The 13,102-nt window shown below is 62.9% G+C and carries 14 protein-coding genes and 2 pseudogenes; 7 read left to right on the top strand and 9 right to left on the bottom strand.

Going from position 1 to position 13,102, the window contains the following annotated elements; all coding sequences use genetic code 11:
* Nucleotides 1-5: 5 nt before the first annotated feature.
* Together PVA39_RS13500 and PVA39_RS13495 are read right to left on the bottom strand one after the other, a co-directional pair.
* A complete protein-coding gene (locus tag PVA39_RS13500; RefSeq protein WP_274124485.1) occupies nucleotides 6-707 on the bottom strand; it encodes a potassium channel family protein in 702 nt (233 codons plus the stop codon).
* On the bottom strand, nucleotides 697-2,025 hold the full coding sequence (locus PVA39_RS13495) for a TrkH family potassium uptake protein (RefSeq protein WP_274124484.1): 1,329 nt from the start codon (nucleotides 2,023-2,025) through the stop codon (nucleotides 697-699). Before PVA39_RS13495 ends, PVA39_RS13500 begins: the two co-directional genes overlap by 11 nt.
* Before the next feature lie 249 nt (nucleotides 2,026-2,274).
* On the opposite strand from PVA39_RS13495, the pseudogene PVA39_RS13490 reads away from it, so the two are divergent.
* Together PVA39_RS13490 and PVA39_RS13485 are read left to right on the top strand one after the other, a co-directional pair.
* Nucleotides 2,275-2,355 (top strand): annotated as a pseudogene (locus PVA39_RS13490) (MFS transporter); the annotation flags it as partial.
* Between the two features lie 462 nt (nucleotides 2,356-2,817).
* Nucleotides 2,818-4,008 carry a sugar transporter gene (locus tag PVA39_RS13485; protein ID WP_274124483.1) on the top strand — a complete coding sequence of 397 codons (1,191 nt, stop codon included), beginning with the start codon at nucleotides 2,818-2,820 and terminating at the stop codon, nucleotides 4,006-4,008.
* Between the two features lie 18 nt (nucleotides 4,009-4,026).
* Here the strand turns inward: PVA39_RS13485 and PVA39_RS13480 are convergent, their stop codons facing one another.
* Both PVA39_RS13480 and PVA39_RS13475 read right to left on the bottom strand, forming a co-directional pair.
* Nucleotides 4,027-4,572: a GNAT family N-acetyltransferase gene (locus PVA39_RS13480; RefSeq protein ID WP_274124482.1), complete on the bottom strand. Its 546-nt coding sequence runs from the start codon at nucleotides 4,570-4,572 to the stop codon at nucleotides 4,027-4,029.
* Nucleotides 4,573-4,638: 66 nt separating this feature from the next.
* Complete coding sequence (locus PVA39_RS13475) at nucleotides 4,639-5,226, bottom strand: NAD(P)H-dependent oxidoreductase (protein ID WP_274124481.1); 588 nt, start codon at nucleotides 5,224-5,226, stop codon at nucleotides 4,639-4,641.
* 153 nt (nucleotides 5,227-5,379) lie between these two features.
* Here PVA39_RS13475 and PVA39_RS13470 point away from each other — a divergent pair, with 153 nt between their 5' ends.
* Both PVA39_RS13470 and PVA39_RS13465 read left to right on the top strand, forming a co-directional pair.
* Entirely contained in the window at nucleotides 5,380-5,685 is a 306-nt protein-coding gene (locus tag PVA39_RS13470) for a putative quinol monooxygenase (RefSeq protein WP_274124480.1), read from the top strand.
* Between the two features lie 83 nt (nucleotides 5,686-5,768).
* Entirely contained in the window at nucleotides 5,769-6,353 is a 585-nt protein-coding gene (locus PVA39_RS13465) for an eCIS core domain-containing protein (RefSeq protein ID WP_274124479.1), read from the top strand.
* On the opposite strand, the gene PVA39_RS13460 is transcribed toward PVA39_RS13465, so the two are convergent.
* Genes PVA39_RS13460 through PVA39_RS13450 form a run of 3 tightly spaced genes read right to left on the bottom strand, consistent with a single transcriptional unit; the run spans nucleotide 6,350 to nucleotide 7,656 of the window.
* Nucleotides 6,350-6,706 carry a DoxX-like family protein gene (locus PVA39_RS13460; RefSeq protein ID WP_274124478.1) on the bottom strand — a complete coding sequence of 119 codons (357 nt, stop codon included), beginning with the start codon at nucleotides 6,704-6,706 and terminating at the stop codon, nucleotides 6,350-6,352. The two genes, PVA39_RS13465 and PVA39_RS13460, sit on opposite strands and share 4 nt — an antisense overlap.
* On the bottom strand, nucleotides 6,699-7,124 hold the full coding sequence (locus tag PVA39_RS13455) for a thiol-disulfide oxidoreductase DCC family protein (RefSeq protein WP_274124477.1): 426 nt from the start codon (nucleotides 7,122-7,124) through the stop codon (nucleotides 6,699-6,701). The genes PVA39_RS13460 and PVA39_RS13455 overlap by 8 nt, the downstream gene beginning before the upstream one ends.
* Before the next feature lie 46 nt (nucleotides 7,125-7,170).
* Nucleotides 7,171-7,656, bottom strand: a complete 486-nt coding sequence (locus PVA39_RS13450; RefSeq protein ID WP_274124476.1) for a hypothetical protein — start codon at nucleotides 7,654-7,656, stop codon at nucleotides 7,171-7,173.
* Nucleotides 7,657-8,049: 393 nt separating this feature from the next.
* On the opposite strand from PVA39_RS13450, the pseudogene PVA39_RS23430 reads away from it, so the two are divergent.
* Nucleotides 8,050-8,865 (top strand): annotated as a pseudogene (locus tag PVA39_RS23430) (PAS domain-containing protein); the annotation flags it as partial.
* Nucleotides 8,845-9,402 (top strand): methyl-accepting chemotaxis protein, encoded by a 558-nt coding sequence (locus PVA39_RS23425; RefSeq protein ID WP_443200970.1) that lies wholly within the window; start codon nucleotides 8,845-8,847, stop codon nucleotides 9,400-9,402. The pseudogene PVA39_RS23430 and the gene PVA39_RS23425, both read left to right, overlap by 21 nt.
* Before the next feature lie 36 nt (nucleotides 9,403-9,438).
* On the opposite strand, the gene PVA39_RS13440 is transcribed toward PVA39_RS23425, so the two are convergent.
* A complete protein-coding gene (locus PVA39_RS13440) occupies nucleotides 9,439-9,876 on the bottom strand; it encodes an Lrp/AsnC family transcriptional regulator (protein ID WP_274124475.1) in 438 nt (145 codons plus the stop codon).
* Nucleotides 9,877-10,007: 131 nt separating this feature from the next.
* Between PVA39_RS13440 and PVA39_RS13435 the strand changes: the two genes are divergently transcribed.
* Nucleotides 10,008-10,907, top strand: a complete 900-nt coding sequence (locus PVA39_RS13435; RefSeq protein WP_274124474.1) for a DMT family transporter — start codon at nucleotides 10,008-10,010, stop codon at nucleotides 10,905-10,907.
* A 24-nt stretch (nucleotides 10,908-10,931) separates the two neighbouring features.
* Here PVA39_RS13435 and PVA39_RS13430 read toward each other — a convergent pair whose 3' ends face one another.
* The gene (locus PVA39_RS13430; protein ID WP_274124473.1) at nucleotides 10,932-12,935 is read right to left on the bottom strand and encodes a peptidase U32 family protein; all 2,004 of its coding nucleotides are present in this window, start codon (nucleotides 12,933-12,935) and stop codon (nucleotides 10,932-10,934) included.
* Nucleotides 12,936-13,102 lie beyond the last annotated feature (167 nt).

Raw genomic sequence — 13,102 nt, 5'->3', positions numbered from 1 at the left:
GCGGTTCAGCGCGTCTTCGAGCGGCCTGCGAACTTCTGGATCTGGTGTGTGGCGCCGGAGACGATCAGCAGGTCGCCCGGCAGCACGCGGGTGCTGGGCGTGGCGTGCTGGAAGTCCTGATTGGCGCGTTTCAGGCCGACAACCGTGACGCCATGGCTTTCACGAATGCCGGACTCGGCCAGGGTGCGGTTGTGGGTCAGCTGCGGCGCGTGGATCTTGGCGATGGCGAAACCGTCGTCGAACTCGATGAAGTCGATCATCCGCCCGCTGATCAGGTGGGCGACGCGCTCGCCCATGTCGGCCTCCGGGTAGACCACGTGGTGCGCGCCGATGCGTTGGGCGATGCGCCCGTGCTCCTCGGTCAGTGCCTTGACCCAGATATCCTGAATGCCCAGCTCGGTGAGGGTCATGATGGTCATCAGGCTCGCCGCCAGGTCGGTGCCGATGCCGACGATGGCGTGGGAGAAATCCGCTACGCCGAGCTGGCGCAGCACCATGACGTTGGTGGTATCGGCCTGCACGGCATGGGTAAGAAGATCGGCCCAGCGGTGCACCGGTTCGGGGTCGTTATCGATGCCCATCACGTCATGGCCCAGGCGCATCAGCGACTGCGCCACGGAACTGCCGAAGCGGCCCAGGCCGGCGACCACGACGCTGTCACCCTTGGAAAAGGCGAATTGCTCGGTAAACAGAAACTTAGCCGACAATGGGATGCTCCTCTGGATAGCGGTAAGGCATGCGGTGTTCGCCCAGTGCCAGGGACACCGCGAGCGTGACGATGCCGACCCGGCCGACGTACATCAGCAGCGTCAGCATCAACTGACTGGCGTGGGGAAGGTCGGCGGTGATGCCGGTGGACAGGCCCACCGTGCCGAAGGCGGAAACCACCTCGAAGATCACCTTGTCGGTGGCGATATCGGTATCGCGCAGGATGAACAGCGTGCCGATCACCACCATGGCACTACTGAGCACCAGCACCGTGATGGCCTGGCGCTGCGCCGACGGGCTGATACGCCGGCCAAAGGCTTCGGTGTCGCTGCGCCCGCGGATTTCGGCAACCACCAGCAGCAGGAGAATCGCCACGGTGCCGACTTTTACGCCACCTGCCGTGCCCGCGCTACCACCACCGACGAACATCAGCAGGTAATGCAACGCCCAGGTTTCGTGGGTCAGCGCGCCGATATCCACGGAATTGAAGCCGGCGGTGCGCGCCGATACCGAGGCGAAGGCGGCCGACAACACCTTGTCACCCACTGTCATGGGCCCAAGGGTGGCGGCGTTGGACCATTCGGACAGCAGCACGCCGACGAAGCCCACCACCAGCAGCACCAGGGTGCCACTCAGCGTCAGTTTGGTATGCAGTGACCAGTGCCGCGGGTCGTAGAGGCGGTTGCGCAGGTCGTGCAGCACCGGAAAGCCGATGCCGCCGATGATGATCGCGGCCATCACCGGCAGCAGAATCATGGCGTCGCTGGCGTAGCGCACCAGGCTGTCGGCATGGATGGAGAAGCCGGCATTGTTGAATGCGGAAACGGCGTGGAACAGGCCGCTCCAGGCGGCTTCGCCCCACGGCAGGTCGTAGGCCAGGTGCAGCCTCAAGGTGAGTAGCAGGGTAATCAGCGCCTCGATGCCCAGGGTCACCACCAGCACCAGCTTGGCGACGCTGCTCACGTCACCAATGGCCAGGGTACGTGATTCTTGCTGAGCGACCATCTTGGCGCGCAGCCGGAACGAGCGGTTGACCACCAGGCCGAGCAGGGTCGCCAGGGTCATCATGCCGAAGCCGCCGAGCTGGAACAGCACCAGAATCACCACTTGGCCGAACCCTGACCAGTAGGTGCCGGTGTCCACTACCACCAGGCCGGTGACGCACACCGCCGACACAGCGGTGAAGAAGGCCGTCACCCAATGGGGGCTCTGCTGCTCGGCGTGGGCTATCGGCAGCATCAGCAGCAGCGTGCCAAGCAGGATGACCAGCAGAAAGACCAGCGCTACCACCCTGGCCGGGTGCAGCAGCGCCTTCATCCATGCCTCCGAAGGACAAGGACAAATGTAAAAGGTGTGAGCATGGCAACGCTTCGCTGAGGATCGGAGCGGTAGATGCTAATCGCTCAGCCGGGTGTGTGCAGGCGATGAGCGGCAAAAAATACGCGTTCTTTACGGTGCAATGAGCGGGTTCGAATAGTCGATCCGGTGTGTGTCGGCACGGCGCTCAAGGGCCGCGCAGGGTAGCTGGATAACCAGTCGTCTGGCGCCCGGCTGGCGGTTCTGGGCCAGCACGGCCAGGTGATCGACTGCGACTTGGAGTGTTGGCGACATGATGCGATTCATAACAGTGTGGACATCCCGGAGTAGGCCGCGATAAGTGGCACAAGCGGACGTGCATTGATCATGTGGGAGCGGCTTTAGCCGCGAGTTTTTATCAAGGCCAATAAAGAACTCGAGGCTAAAGCCTCTCCCACGAGTGAACGGCAGCCCCTGCCTTGAAGCTGCCTTTCCCCACACTGGTAAACGAAACTCGATGATCGCTCTGAAGACCGGCCGTCGCCCATCCAAATAACGCTTTCCCGAGCATATTGTTCAGCCGTCAGGCCGTGCGTAGAATCGCCGCCGCAGGCCATCCCATACCTATAATCTCCGCACTCCGCATCGCCACTCCCCGCGTCCACCGCTTTGGGAGCGCGAGCTGCCGTTTGCGTGTTCGTCAGGTGTGGGCCTATTTATTTCCCGTTCGCTTCCTACCGCGCTCGTTGCCATCCGGCCTCGGGCGATTGGCCGTTGTAGCCGAGGCGTTCCCCAAGGGCGGATATCAGCCAAATGAACACACCGGAACAAGCGCACAGCGGTAGCTGGCTGAGCGTGATCGCCTTGGCGCTGGGCGCCTTCATCTTCAATACCACCGAGTTCGTGCCGGTCGGCTTGCTGAGCCAGATCGGCCACAGCTTCGAGATGACCACCGCCAGCGTCGGCCTGATGCTGACCATCTATGCCTGGGTGGTGGCGCTGGCCTCGTTGCCGCTGATGCTGCTGACCCGCAATATCGAGCGGCGCAAGCTGTTGGCCTGCGTGTTCGTGCTGTTCATCGCCAGCCATGTGCTGTCCGGCATCGCCTGGAATTTCACCGTGCTGGTGATCAGCCGCATCGGCATCGCCCTGGCCCACGCGCTGTTCTGGGCGATCACCGCGTCCCTGGCGGTGCGGGTGGCGCCGCCAGGCAAGCAGGCGCAAGCCCTCGGCCTGCTGGCGACCGGCAGTGCGCTGGCCATGGTGCTGGGCATTCCCCTGGGCCGGGTGATCGGCGAAGTGCTGGGCTGGCGCACGACCTTCACCACCATCGCCGTGGTGGCCGGTGTGGTGGTGCTGTGCCTGATCAAGAGCCTGCCGCTGCTGCCGAGCCAGAACTCCGGTTCGTTGCGCAGCCTGCCGGTGCTGTTCAAGCGCCCGGCGCTGGTCACTGTGTATGTACTCACCGCCCTGGTGATCACCGCCCATTTCACCGCGTATACCTATATCGAGCCGTTTGCCCTGGAAGTCGCCGGTATCGCGGCGGACATGGTCACCGTGCTGCTGTTGCTGTTCGGCTGTGCGGGGATCATCGGTTCGATTCTGTTCAGCCGTTACAGCACGCGCTTCCCACGAGGGTTCGTGATCACCGCGATCGGCACCCTGAGCCTGTGCATGCTCCTGCTGCTGCCGGTCGCCCGTGAGCACGCTTACATGGCCACCCTGAGCGTGATCTGGGGCGTTGCCATGATGTGCTTCGGCCTGGCATTGCAGGCCAAGGTGCTCAACCTCGCCTCGGACGCCACCGACGTGGCCATGGCGCTGTTCTCGGGCATCTTCAACGTCGGCATCGGCGGTGGCGCCTTGCTCGGCAGCCTGGTGAGCAGCCAATTGGGCGTGGCCAATGTGGGCATCGTCGGCGGCCTGCTTGGCATCGCCGGCCTGCTGCTGTGCGGGGCGACCACCTACCGCTTTTCCCGGCCGCTCAAGCCGCAGCCGCTGTGATGCAAACACCAGCAGATTTTAAGTCTGCTGGTTTAGCCATTCTTCGCGGCTGAGTGCCCAGGTCTGGGAAGGCAGCCGGCCGCACACGTAATCGCTCTCGCCGGTCGCCACCAGGCGCATGCCTTCACGCTCGGACAGCCGCTGCGAGGCGATATTGGCCAGCGCCTTGGGCACCTCCATCAGTGGACGCTGTAGCACCTCGAACCAGTAGCGGTTGACCGCCACGCAGGCTTCGCCCATCAGCCCCTGGCGTTGCCAGGCCGGGGCTATCCAGAAGCCGCGGTTGTTGCCCGGCGTATCCATCAGGCTGATCACGCCAATCACCCGCTCCGGCTCGGCGATGGGCCGTAGCGTCCAGTGCCATTCCTGGCCGGCAGCCATGGCGGGCAGGGCGACATCACGCAGGTAGCCCAGCGCGCCGTCGGCCGGGTAGGGCCAGGGCACCTGGGCATTGAGGTAGCGCACCACTTCCCATTGGCCGAACAGCGGCTGGATCTGCTCGGCGTCGGCCAGTTGCAGGGGCTGCAACAGCAGGCGTGGTGTGTGGAGGCTGGGGAGGATCATGGGGGCAGTCCATGGCAAAGTGGAGCGACCGATAGTGCCGGCCGCCGCCCCGTTTGTCATGCCGTGTCAGGCGTTCTGCAGCACGCCGGCCAGGTGTTCGCGGTAGCGCTGCACGTCACGCTCGACATCCGGGCGCTTCATCACGTCGACGCACAGGAAGGTCGGCAGTGCGCTCATGCCTAGGAACTGCTGGGACTTGTGGAACGGGAAGTAGACCGCATCCACGCCCTTGCCCTCGAAGAAATCGCTGGGATCGTCGAAGGCCTGCTGCGGGGCGTTCCAGGTCAGCGACAGCATGTACTGCTTGCCGTGGATCAGGCCGCCACTGCCGTATTTCTGCGAGGCGTCGGAGCGGGTACGGCCGTCGTTGGCGTACAGGCTGCCATGGCCTTCGGTGAACACCTCGTCGAGGTATTTCTTGACGATCCACGGCGCCCCCATCCACCAGCCCGGCATCTGGTAGATCACCACATCGGCCCAGAGGATCTTCTGCACTTCCTCGGCGACGTCGTAACCGGCGTCGATCTCGGTGGTCTTGAATTCGAAACTGGCCTGGTCGAGAAATGCAGCGGCGGTTTCGTGCAGCGTGCGGTTGAGGCGGCCGTCGGAATGGGCGAATTGCTTGCCGCCGTTGAGGAGCAGGATCTTTTTCATGGAGCGTCTCCGTAACTGATTGAATGAGCTCAGGTTACGGCTTCACGCGCAGGCGAAAAATGCCGGCAAGGACAAATTACTTTTGACTTGAATGCATGAATGCTCGGCTTTTACCTGCGGTATCGTGCGGCAGTATTCAACGCGGAGATTCCCATGTACGGCTTCATTCTTCACGCCCATACCCGCCCGGAGCGGGCCGATGCCTTCGAGGAACTGTTTCGCGCTTACGTCGCGCCCAGCCGCGCCGAGCCCGGCTGCATCGAGTACCACATGCTGCGCGATGCCAAGGACCCTGCACTGTTCATCTTCTTCGAGGTCTGGCAGTCCCGCGAGCATCTGGCGGTGCATACGGCGCTGCCGCACATGCGCGACTTCCATGAGCGGCGCATGGAGTACCTGAGTCGCGATTTCGATATCCGCGAAATCCAGATGCTCAGCCCGTCATCGTCCGGCGCATAGGCAACGGGTTTACCCGGCGGCAGGGCTGGACAACTGCAGCGGCTGGCGCCAAGGTCGCCTCTTTGTTCGATCGAGGGCGATGCATGTCCAAACGCGTTCTGTTGTATGTGCTGTTGACGGTTTTGCCGGTGCCTGCCGCATTGGCCTGCGCGACGGGTGAAACCCAGGTGTGCCTGGGCGGCTGCATTTGCGTGCCGGACCCCAACGGCGTGCTCGGACCGATGCAGGAACGCGCCGGCACCATCACCGCCGGTGCGCTGGAAGGCTGGATCCTGCGTTCGCGCGAGTCGGCGGCGCGCCAGGGCACCTTGCCTATCCCGCCGCAGATTCGCCAGCAGTTACTGCCGTTCTACGCCGCCGAACTGCTCGATGCGGTGCGTTACAAGGTGGGGGATCTGGACGAGCTGAGCGCCGCCCGCAACGTCATGCAGAACCCGGACATCCAGGCGGTTACCCTGATCGACATCATCGTGTTTCGCGATGCGCGGATGGCTGAGCAGGATGCCGCGCTGTGGGCCCATGAACTGCTCCACGTGCAGCAATATCGGGAGTGGGGCACGGCAGGCTTCGCGGCGCGCTACAGCCGCGACTTCAACGCTGTCGAAGCGCCGGCCTATCGCCGCCAAGCCGAGATCGCGCGCATCTTGCGCGAGCAGGCGAGCCGTTAGCCGGGCTGGCGGCCGCGCAGGGCGATCACACCGAGCACCACAGCGGCCAGGTTCAGGCTCAGCGGGTTGAAGGCCTGAACCAGCACCGCAGGCGCGAAAATCGCCACATCCACCAGCAGCACTACCAATCCAGCCATCGCCAGGTAGAGCGGCCAGCGCTGCCGGCGCAGCAGCACGATGAGCATCCCCAGCAACACTTCGCCTAAACCTGCCAACACAAGCATGCTGTGCGGCAGGCCGTGGGCGTCGAGCAGCTGCAGCTCGCTGGCATCGCGAAACAGCAGCTTGGGCACCAGGCCGTGGTAGATGAAGATCGCGCCCAGCGTCAGGCGCGCCAGCAGGGCATCAGTCATGCAGGAAGCGCTCGCGGTCTTCGGGACGTGGCACCGGGCAGTGGTTGTGGCGGCCGAATAGCCTATAGCGGTTGCGGGCGATGGGATCGTATAGCCAGTCGCGCAAACGGCGCGGTATCACGCGCGCCACCGTCGCCCAGCGCCAGGGCGTCGGCAACTGGCCGAGGATGGCGAGAATGGCATCGCTGCGCTGCAGCGCCTTGTCGCCTTCGACATAAAGCAGCGTGTCGAAACGGTCCAGCGGCAGGCCAAACCACGCCAGAATCGCCTGGCCTTGAGGCGACTGTACGCTGCACAGCTTGAGCCGGCGGTCACGATCATGGCGAATCAAAAAGCGGCTCCAGCCGTTGCACAGCTTGCACACGCCATCGAACAGGACAACGCGATCACCAGGCTGCAGGTGGGGTGGATAGGCCATGGCTGGCTCCGGGCTGAAGATGGACTGAGGGTAACCCAGTTGTCGATCAGTAATGCAGGTCTTCGCGTGCGTGGCTGCATTGCCGGATCAGCGCGTAGAGCGAGACGGCGAGCAGCACGAAAATCGCCAATACGCAGAACGAGAACACCAGAAAGTTGATGCGGCTGCCCTCGTAGATTTCACGCGGCACGTAAAAGGCGGAGTGCAGGGGCGAATACATGATTTCGATGCGCTGGCCCATCGAGTGCCCAGCCTGTGTGGGTTGCCGATACTGCTCGGCGGTACCGATGAACGTATGCCCGCTGGGCGTGCTGAAGCTGTATTCGTAAAGCTCGACGCTGCTGTTGTTCTTCATCGTGGTTACGGCGGTTACGACGCCCTCAGCGCTGGCTGGCCAGAGCTTGATAACTGCGATGCTGGCGCCGCTTTGTGCCAGAAAGGCGATGAAGGCGAAGGCCGGGATCATCCAGATCGAAAGCGAAGAGAGTGTGAACAGAAAGTCGCGCTGTTCCTCCCTGGGGTAATACACCATGGTCATTCCCTTGAGTGTGTGGATTGGTGAAACCGGGGCCAATGCTTGCTTGCCCCACAGTCAGCTCAGATGAGCCTCTGACGCGCGGCTTCTTCAAGGCTGTTGCGGGTCAGATCAGCAGCTGCATCCAGCGGGCGTCATGTTAGGGGCGGTGGCAAGACAAGGCCAGCCGTGGGTGATGGCTTTTGTGAGGCAGCGCTGATCCGGTCTGCCTTTCTGCCGGCTCCGCGTTCATTGACGCGGCTTTTCTCACATCAGTACATGCGCTCCAGATTTAGCGAATATTTTCCGACCAAACCCCATGATGGCTTTGTGCTCGCCTTCTATGCTTAAGCGCAGAGAGGACTGCAGTCTGAGCGCTGGACGGTCCTCAATAAATCGGCTGGGCAGCCGATGGCATGTCAACGTGATTGCTTCCCGGAGAGAGAGAGCATGTTCGGTAAACAGTGGAAAAAAGAATTGCAGGCCAAGGATGCCGAACTGTCGCTGCTTCGCCAGCTCTGCAAGGGCATCGATAGCGAGATGATCACACTGACCATCGATCCCGATTTTCGAATTATCGACGCCAACGCCAATTTTTCGCGTTTCATCGGCCACACTCCCGAGCAACTGGTCAATCGATCGATGAACGACATCTTGCCGGCTTATGTAAAGAACCTGCCGTGTTTCAAAAAGTTGATCGAAGCGATTCGCACCGGTAAGTCGATCAGCGACCGTTATCGCTTCCTGGGCGCCGATGGTGCACTGGTATGGACCAGAGCCTGCTGGCAGCCTGTGGTCGATGAGCGTGGAGTGGTTTGCCGCGTTCATTGCTTTGGTACGGATATCACCGATGCCATGAACAGCGCCCGTGAAAATGAGGATTTCATCAACGCCTTACTGCGTTCCACGGCGGTGATCGAGTTCGACCTCGGTGGCCACGTTCTGACGGCCAACGACCAGTTCCTGCACGGCATGGGCTACAGCCTGGATCGCATCAAGGGCAAGCACCACAGCATGTTCTGCGACGCTCAGGAAACCCACTCGGCCGACTACAAGCAGTTCTGGGAGCGCCTGAATCGTGGCGAGTTCGTCGCCGGGCGCTTCAAGCGCATCGACAGCCACGGCCGCGTCGTGTGGTTGGAAGCAACCTATAACCCGGTGCACGACACCCAGGACAAGCTCTATAAAGTGGTGAAGTTCGCCACCGTGGTGACCGATCAGGTCAACCGTGAGGAGGAGGTCAACGACGCGGCCGGGATTGCCTACGGCATTTCCCAGCAGACCGACACTACCGCACAGCGTGGCGCCCAGGTGGTGACCGACACGGTGAAGACTATGCAGCGCATCTCCGAACAGGTGGGCTCGGCCTCCGAAGGCATCGAGGCGCTTGGCAAGCAGTCGGTGCTGATCAGCACCATGGTGCAGACCATCGGCAGCATCGCCCAGCAGACCAACCTGCTGGCACTCAACGCTGCCATCGAGGCAGCGCGTGCCGGCGAGCAGGGGCGCGGTTTCGCGGTGGTCGCCGATGAGGTTCGGCAATTGGCCAGCCGCACCAGCAAGGCCACCGAGGAGATCGTCGGCGTGGTGCAGGAAAACCAGAAGCTGGTCGACGCCGCCGTGCGCGACATGGCGAGCAGCCGCCAGCAGGCCGAAGCCGGGCTGGAACTGGCCAACCAGGCCGGCGACGTGATCGTCGAAATCCGCCAAGGCGCCAAGCAGGTGCTTGGTGCGGTGGAGCGTTTTGCCAGTCAGTTGAAGTGAGGCCGGGCGCGATGGCGAGCCATCTCGCCATCTTGATCACGCCATCGGCGGCAGCCGGCGCTTGACCGTGGTCTTCTTGACGATAGCTGTGTTGGTCAGGGCGTAGACGTTGATGTGGTCGAGTATCTCGTCCAGCTGCTCCATCGAGCGCACGTGAAGGCGGGCGATGAAGCAGTCCTCGCCGGTGACCTTGTCGCACTCGGTGAATTGCGGTGTGGCCTGGATCTGCCGTTCCACCTCATGCAATTGGCCGGGTAGCGGGCGGATGCGCACGATCGCCTGCAGCTGGTAGCCGAACGCGCGTGGGTCGATGTCCACGCCGTAGCCTTTCAACACCCCTTTATCTTCGAGCTTGCGCAGCCGCTCCGCCACGCTGGGCGAGGACAGGCCGCTGATCTGCGCCAGCGCTTTCAGCGAGCGACGCGAGTCTTCGGTCAGGGCGACGATCAATTGATGGTCAATTTCATCAGTCATATTGGCTCCAAAGGCGTTTTCCAATTTTGCCTTTGATAGTAAAGCTTGAATGACTTTTTAGCCTTTTTTTTGCCATGGAGTGCAGCGCTGCCCGCTTGCCATACTGAGCGCCTCACTGAAGGAGCACACCGATGGACAAGCACTTACAAAAAGGCACGCTGGAAATGGTCGCGGCCATGCTGATTTCCGGCACCATCGGCTGGTTCGTACTGCTCTCGGGTTTACCGGTTCTGGAAGTGGTGTTCTGGCGCTGCCTGTTCGGCGCGCTGACCCTGCTGGTGGTTTGCGTCATGCTCGGCTTTCTGCGCCCAGGTCTGCTCAGCCGCTATACCGCGATGCTGGCCGTGGTCAGCGGGGTGGCCATTGTCGGCAACTGGCTGCTGCTGTTCGCCTCCTATTCGCGCGCTTCAATCGCCATCGGCACTGCGGTCTACAACGTGCAGCCGTTCATGCTGGTGATCCTGGCGGCGCTGTTTCTCGGCGAGAAACTCACCCTGCAGAAGCTCGCCTGGCTGTCGATCTCGTTTCTCGGCATGCTGGCCATCGTCAGCGCCCACGGCAGCGCCGGGCAGGGCGGCGGCGACTACCTGACGGGCATCGTCTTCGCCTTGGGCGCGGCCTTTCTGTACGCCGTGGCCGCACTGATCATCAAGAAGCTCAAGGGCGTTCCGCCGCACCTGATCGCGCTGATCCAGGTGAGCGTTGGCGTGCTGATGCTGGCGCCGCTGGCCGACTTCACCGCGCTGCCCCAGGGCCAGCAGACCTGGTCGATCCTGCTCACCCTCGGTGTGGTGCACACCGGCGGCATGTACGTGCTGCTCTACGGCGCCATCCAGAAACTGCCCACGGCCCTGACCGGCGCGCTGTCCTTCATCTACCCGATCGCGGCGATTGCCGTCGACTGGATCGCCTTCGATCACCAGCTCAGTGTGCTGCAGTGGCTAGGCGTCGCGGCCATCCTGCTGGCAGCGGCGGGGATGCAGCAGGGGTGGAGTTTGCGCACCTGGAGGTGGCGAAGCGTCAGCCAATGAAGGCTGGCGCTCGCGCCATTTGCCTCAGTGCGGCGCCTGGCGTCGCGCCGTTTTCAGCAGATCTTCCGGGCTGATATGGCCAACCACCTGGGCTGCCGCGCTGCCCGGTTGGGGCAGGTCTAGGATGTGGCCCTTCATCTTGCCGACCACGTGCATCTCGCACGGTTTGCAGTCGAACTTCAGGGTCAGCACCTCGTCGCCGTGTACCAGTTGCATCGGTGCGACCTTGGTCTTTACGCCGGTGACGCCCTTGGCCTGTTTCGGACACAGGTTGAAGGAGAAGCGCAGGCAGTGCTTGGTGATCATCACCGGCACTTCGCCTTCTTCTTCGTGGGCCTCGTAGGCGGCGTCGATCAGTTGCACGCCGTGGCGATGATAGAACTCGCGGGCCTTGTGGTTGTAAACGTTGGCCAGGAACGACAGGTGCGACTCGGGGTAGACCGGCGGCGGGTTGCTCTCGGCCTTGCGGCGGCCACGCGGATGCGCGGCGACGCGGGCTGCGGTCAGTGCCTCGATGGCCTCGCGGCGCAGGCTTTTCAGCTGCGAGTTGGGCACGAAGAACGCCTGCGGTGCATCGAGGGTGACGCCCTGGGCATGGTAGATGGTGGTGCCCAACTGGGTTAGCAGGTCACGCAGACCATCGAGCGCTTGTTCCGGCTTGTTGGCCACGCCAAACGGGCCGGGCAGGGCGACGTCGACGCTGATGCCTTCCTCGCTGGTGGCGGTGAGCTTGAGTGCGTCTTCGCGCAGCTCGGCCTTCCAGTTCACGCCGATCCGGCGTTCGGCGCTGGTGCGCTGCAGCGCTTGCTGCCAGTTATGGTCGAGGTTGCGCGACAGCGGATGATTCGGGCGCAGGCGCAGCAGGCCTTCGGGCATCTCGTTGGGCTCGACGCGGTAGCGGTAGCGCTTCTCGCCTTCTTCCTCGAACTCACCCTTGAGTTCGCAGATGTTGGCGCGGAAACCCACCACCTCACGCTTGACCAGCACGTTGAGGCCGTCGCCGTTGGACAGCGGTTCATGTGTCACGGCGATCAGGTCGCGCTTGCCCACTTTCTCCACGTTGCCAACAGCGAGCCCGGTGAAGGTCGGCGAATCAAAGGCGCCGATGTCCACCTTGCGCTCGGTGACGAAGTAATCGGTGCTGCCGCGGTGGAAGGTCTTGTCCGGGTCGGGCACGAAGAAGTGTGCGGTATGGCCGCTGGAAGCACGGGCCAGGTCCGGGCGGTCTTCGAGAATCGCGTCGAGCTCGCGGCGGTAGTGGGCGGTGATGTTCTTCACGTAGGCCACGTCCTTGTAGCGGCCCTCGATCTTGAACGAGCGTACGCCAGCCTCGACCAGGGCGCGCAGGTTGGCGCTCTGGTTGTTGTCCTTCATGGACAGTAGGTGTTTCTCGTAGGCGATCACGCCGCCTTTTTCATCCTTGAGGGTGTAGGGCAGGCGGCAGGCCTGCGAGCAGTCGCCGCGGTTGGCGCTGCGCCCGGTCTGGGCGTGGGAGATGTTGCACTGGCCGGAGAACGCCACGCACAGCGCGCCATGAATGAAGAACTCGATGGCTGCATCGGTTTCATTGGCGATAGCGCGGATTTCCTGTAGGTTCAGCTCGCGGGCCAGTACCAGCTGGGAGAAACCGGCCTGGTCGAGAAATTTCGCGCGGCCCAAGGTGCGGATGTCGGTTTGGGTGCTGGCATGCAGCTCGATGGGCGGAATGTCCAGGTCCAGCACGCCGAGGTCCTGCACGATCAGCGCGTCCACGCCAGCGTCGTAGAGCTGGTGGATCAGCGCGCGCGCCGGCTCCAGCTCGTCGTCATGCAGGATGGTGTTGATGGTGGTGAAGATGCGCGCGTGATAGCGACGGGCGAACTCCACTAGCTTGGCGATATCGGCCACCTCGTTGCAGGCGTTGTGCCGAGCACCGAAGCTCGGGCCGCCGATATAGACGGCGTCGGCGCCATGCAGGATGGCCTCGCGGGCGATCTCGACGTCGCGGGCAGGGCTGAGCAGTTCCAGGTGGTTCTTGGGCAAGGACATGGCTTTTCTTTATGGGCAGCGAGGAACTGCAGGCGCTGCAGAGCTCCTCTTGGGGCACGGTTTGGCGCGCATTGTACCGGGCCATCGTCGCCTCGGCACCCGCGATGTGCCGGACGGCTGGTGAGGCTGTCGGCGGCCGGCCATCTGTGGGAAAGTAGCGGCCTTTT

Origin of the sequence: Pseudomonas sp. CNPSo 3701 (genome assembly GCF_028674975.1) — a bacterium.
Taxonomy (GTDB): domain Bacteria; phylum Pseudomonadota; class Gammaproteobacteria; order Pseudomonadales; family Pseudomonadaceae; genus Aquipseudomonas; species Aquipseudomonas straminea.
This window is presented reverse-complemented; position numbering and strand designations above follow the sequence as displayed.

Coding starts and splice junctions, on each gene's coding strand:
- PVA39_RS13495 (WP_274124484.1), bottom strand. CDS start 2,025: ATGAAGGCGCTGCTGCACCCGGCCAGGGTGGTAGCGCTGGTCTTTCTG.
- PVA39_RS13485 (WP_274124483.1), top strand. CDS start 2,818: ATGAACACACCGGAACAAGCGCACAGCGGTAGCTGGCTGAGCGTGATC.
- PVA39_RS13480 (WP_274124482.1), bottom strand. CDS start 4,572: ATGATCCTCCCCAGCCTCCACACACCACGCCTGCTGTTGCAGCCCCTG.
- PVA39_RS13475 (WP_274124481.1), bottom strand. CDS start 5,226: ATGAAAAAGATCCTGCTCCTCAACGGCGGCAAGCAATTCGCCCATTCC.
- PVA39_RS13470 (WP_274124480.1), top strand. CDS start 5,380: ATGTACGGCTTCATTCTTCACGCCCATACCCGCCCGGAGCGGGCCGAT.
- PVA39_RS13465 (WP_274124479.1), top strand. CDS start 5,769: ATGTCCAAACGCGTTCTGTTGTATGTGCTGTTGACGGTTTTGCCGGTG.
- PVA39_RS13460 (WP_274124478.1), bottom strand. CDS start 6,706: ATGACTGATGCCCTGCTGGCGCGCCTGACGCTGGGCGCGATCTTCATC.
- PVA39_RS13455 (WP_274124477.1), bottom strand. CDS start 7,124: ATGGCCTATCCACCCCACCTGCAGCCTGGTGATCGCGTTGTCCTGTTC.
- PVA39_RS13450 (WP_274124476.1), bottom strand. CDS start 7,656: ATGGTGTATTACCCCAGGGAGGAACAGCGCGACTTTCTGTTCACACTC.
- PVA39_RS13440 (WP_274124475.1), bottom strand. CDS start 9,876: ATGACTGATGAAATTGACCATCAATTGATCGTCGCCCTGACCGAAGAC.
- PVA39_RS13435 (WP_274124474.1), top strand. CDS start 10,008: ATGGACAAGCACTTACAAAAAGGCACGCTGGAAATGGTCGCGGCCATG.
- PVA39_RS13430 (WP_274124473.1), bottom strand. CDS start 12,935: ATGTCCTTGCCCAAGAACCACCTGGAACTGCTCAGCCCTGCCCGCGAC.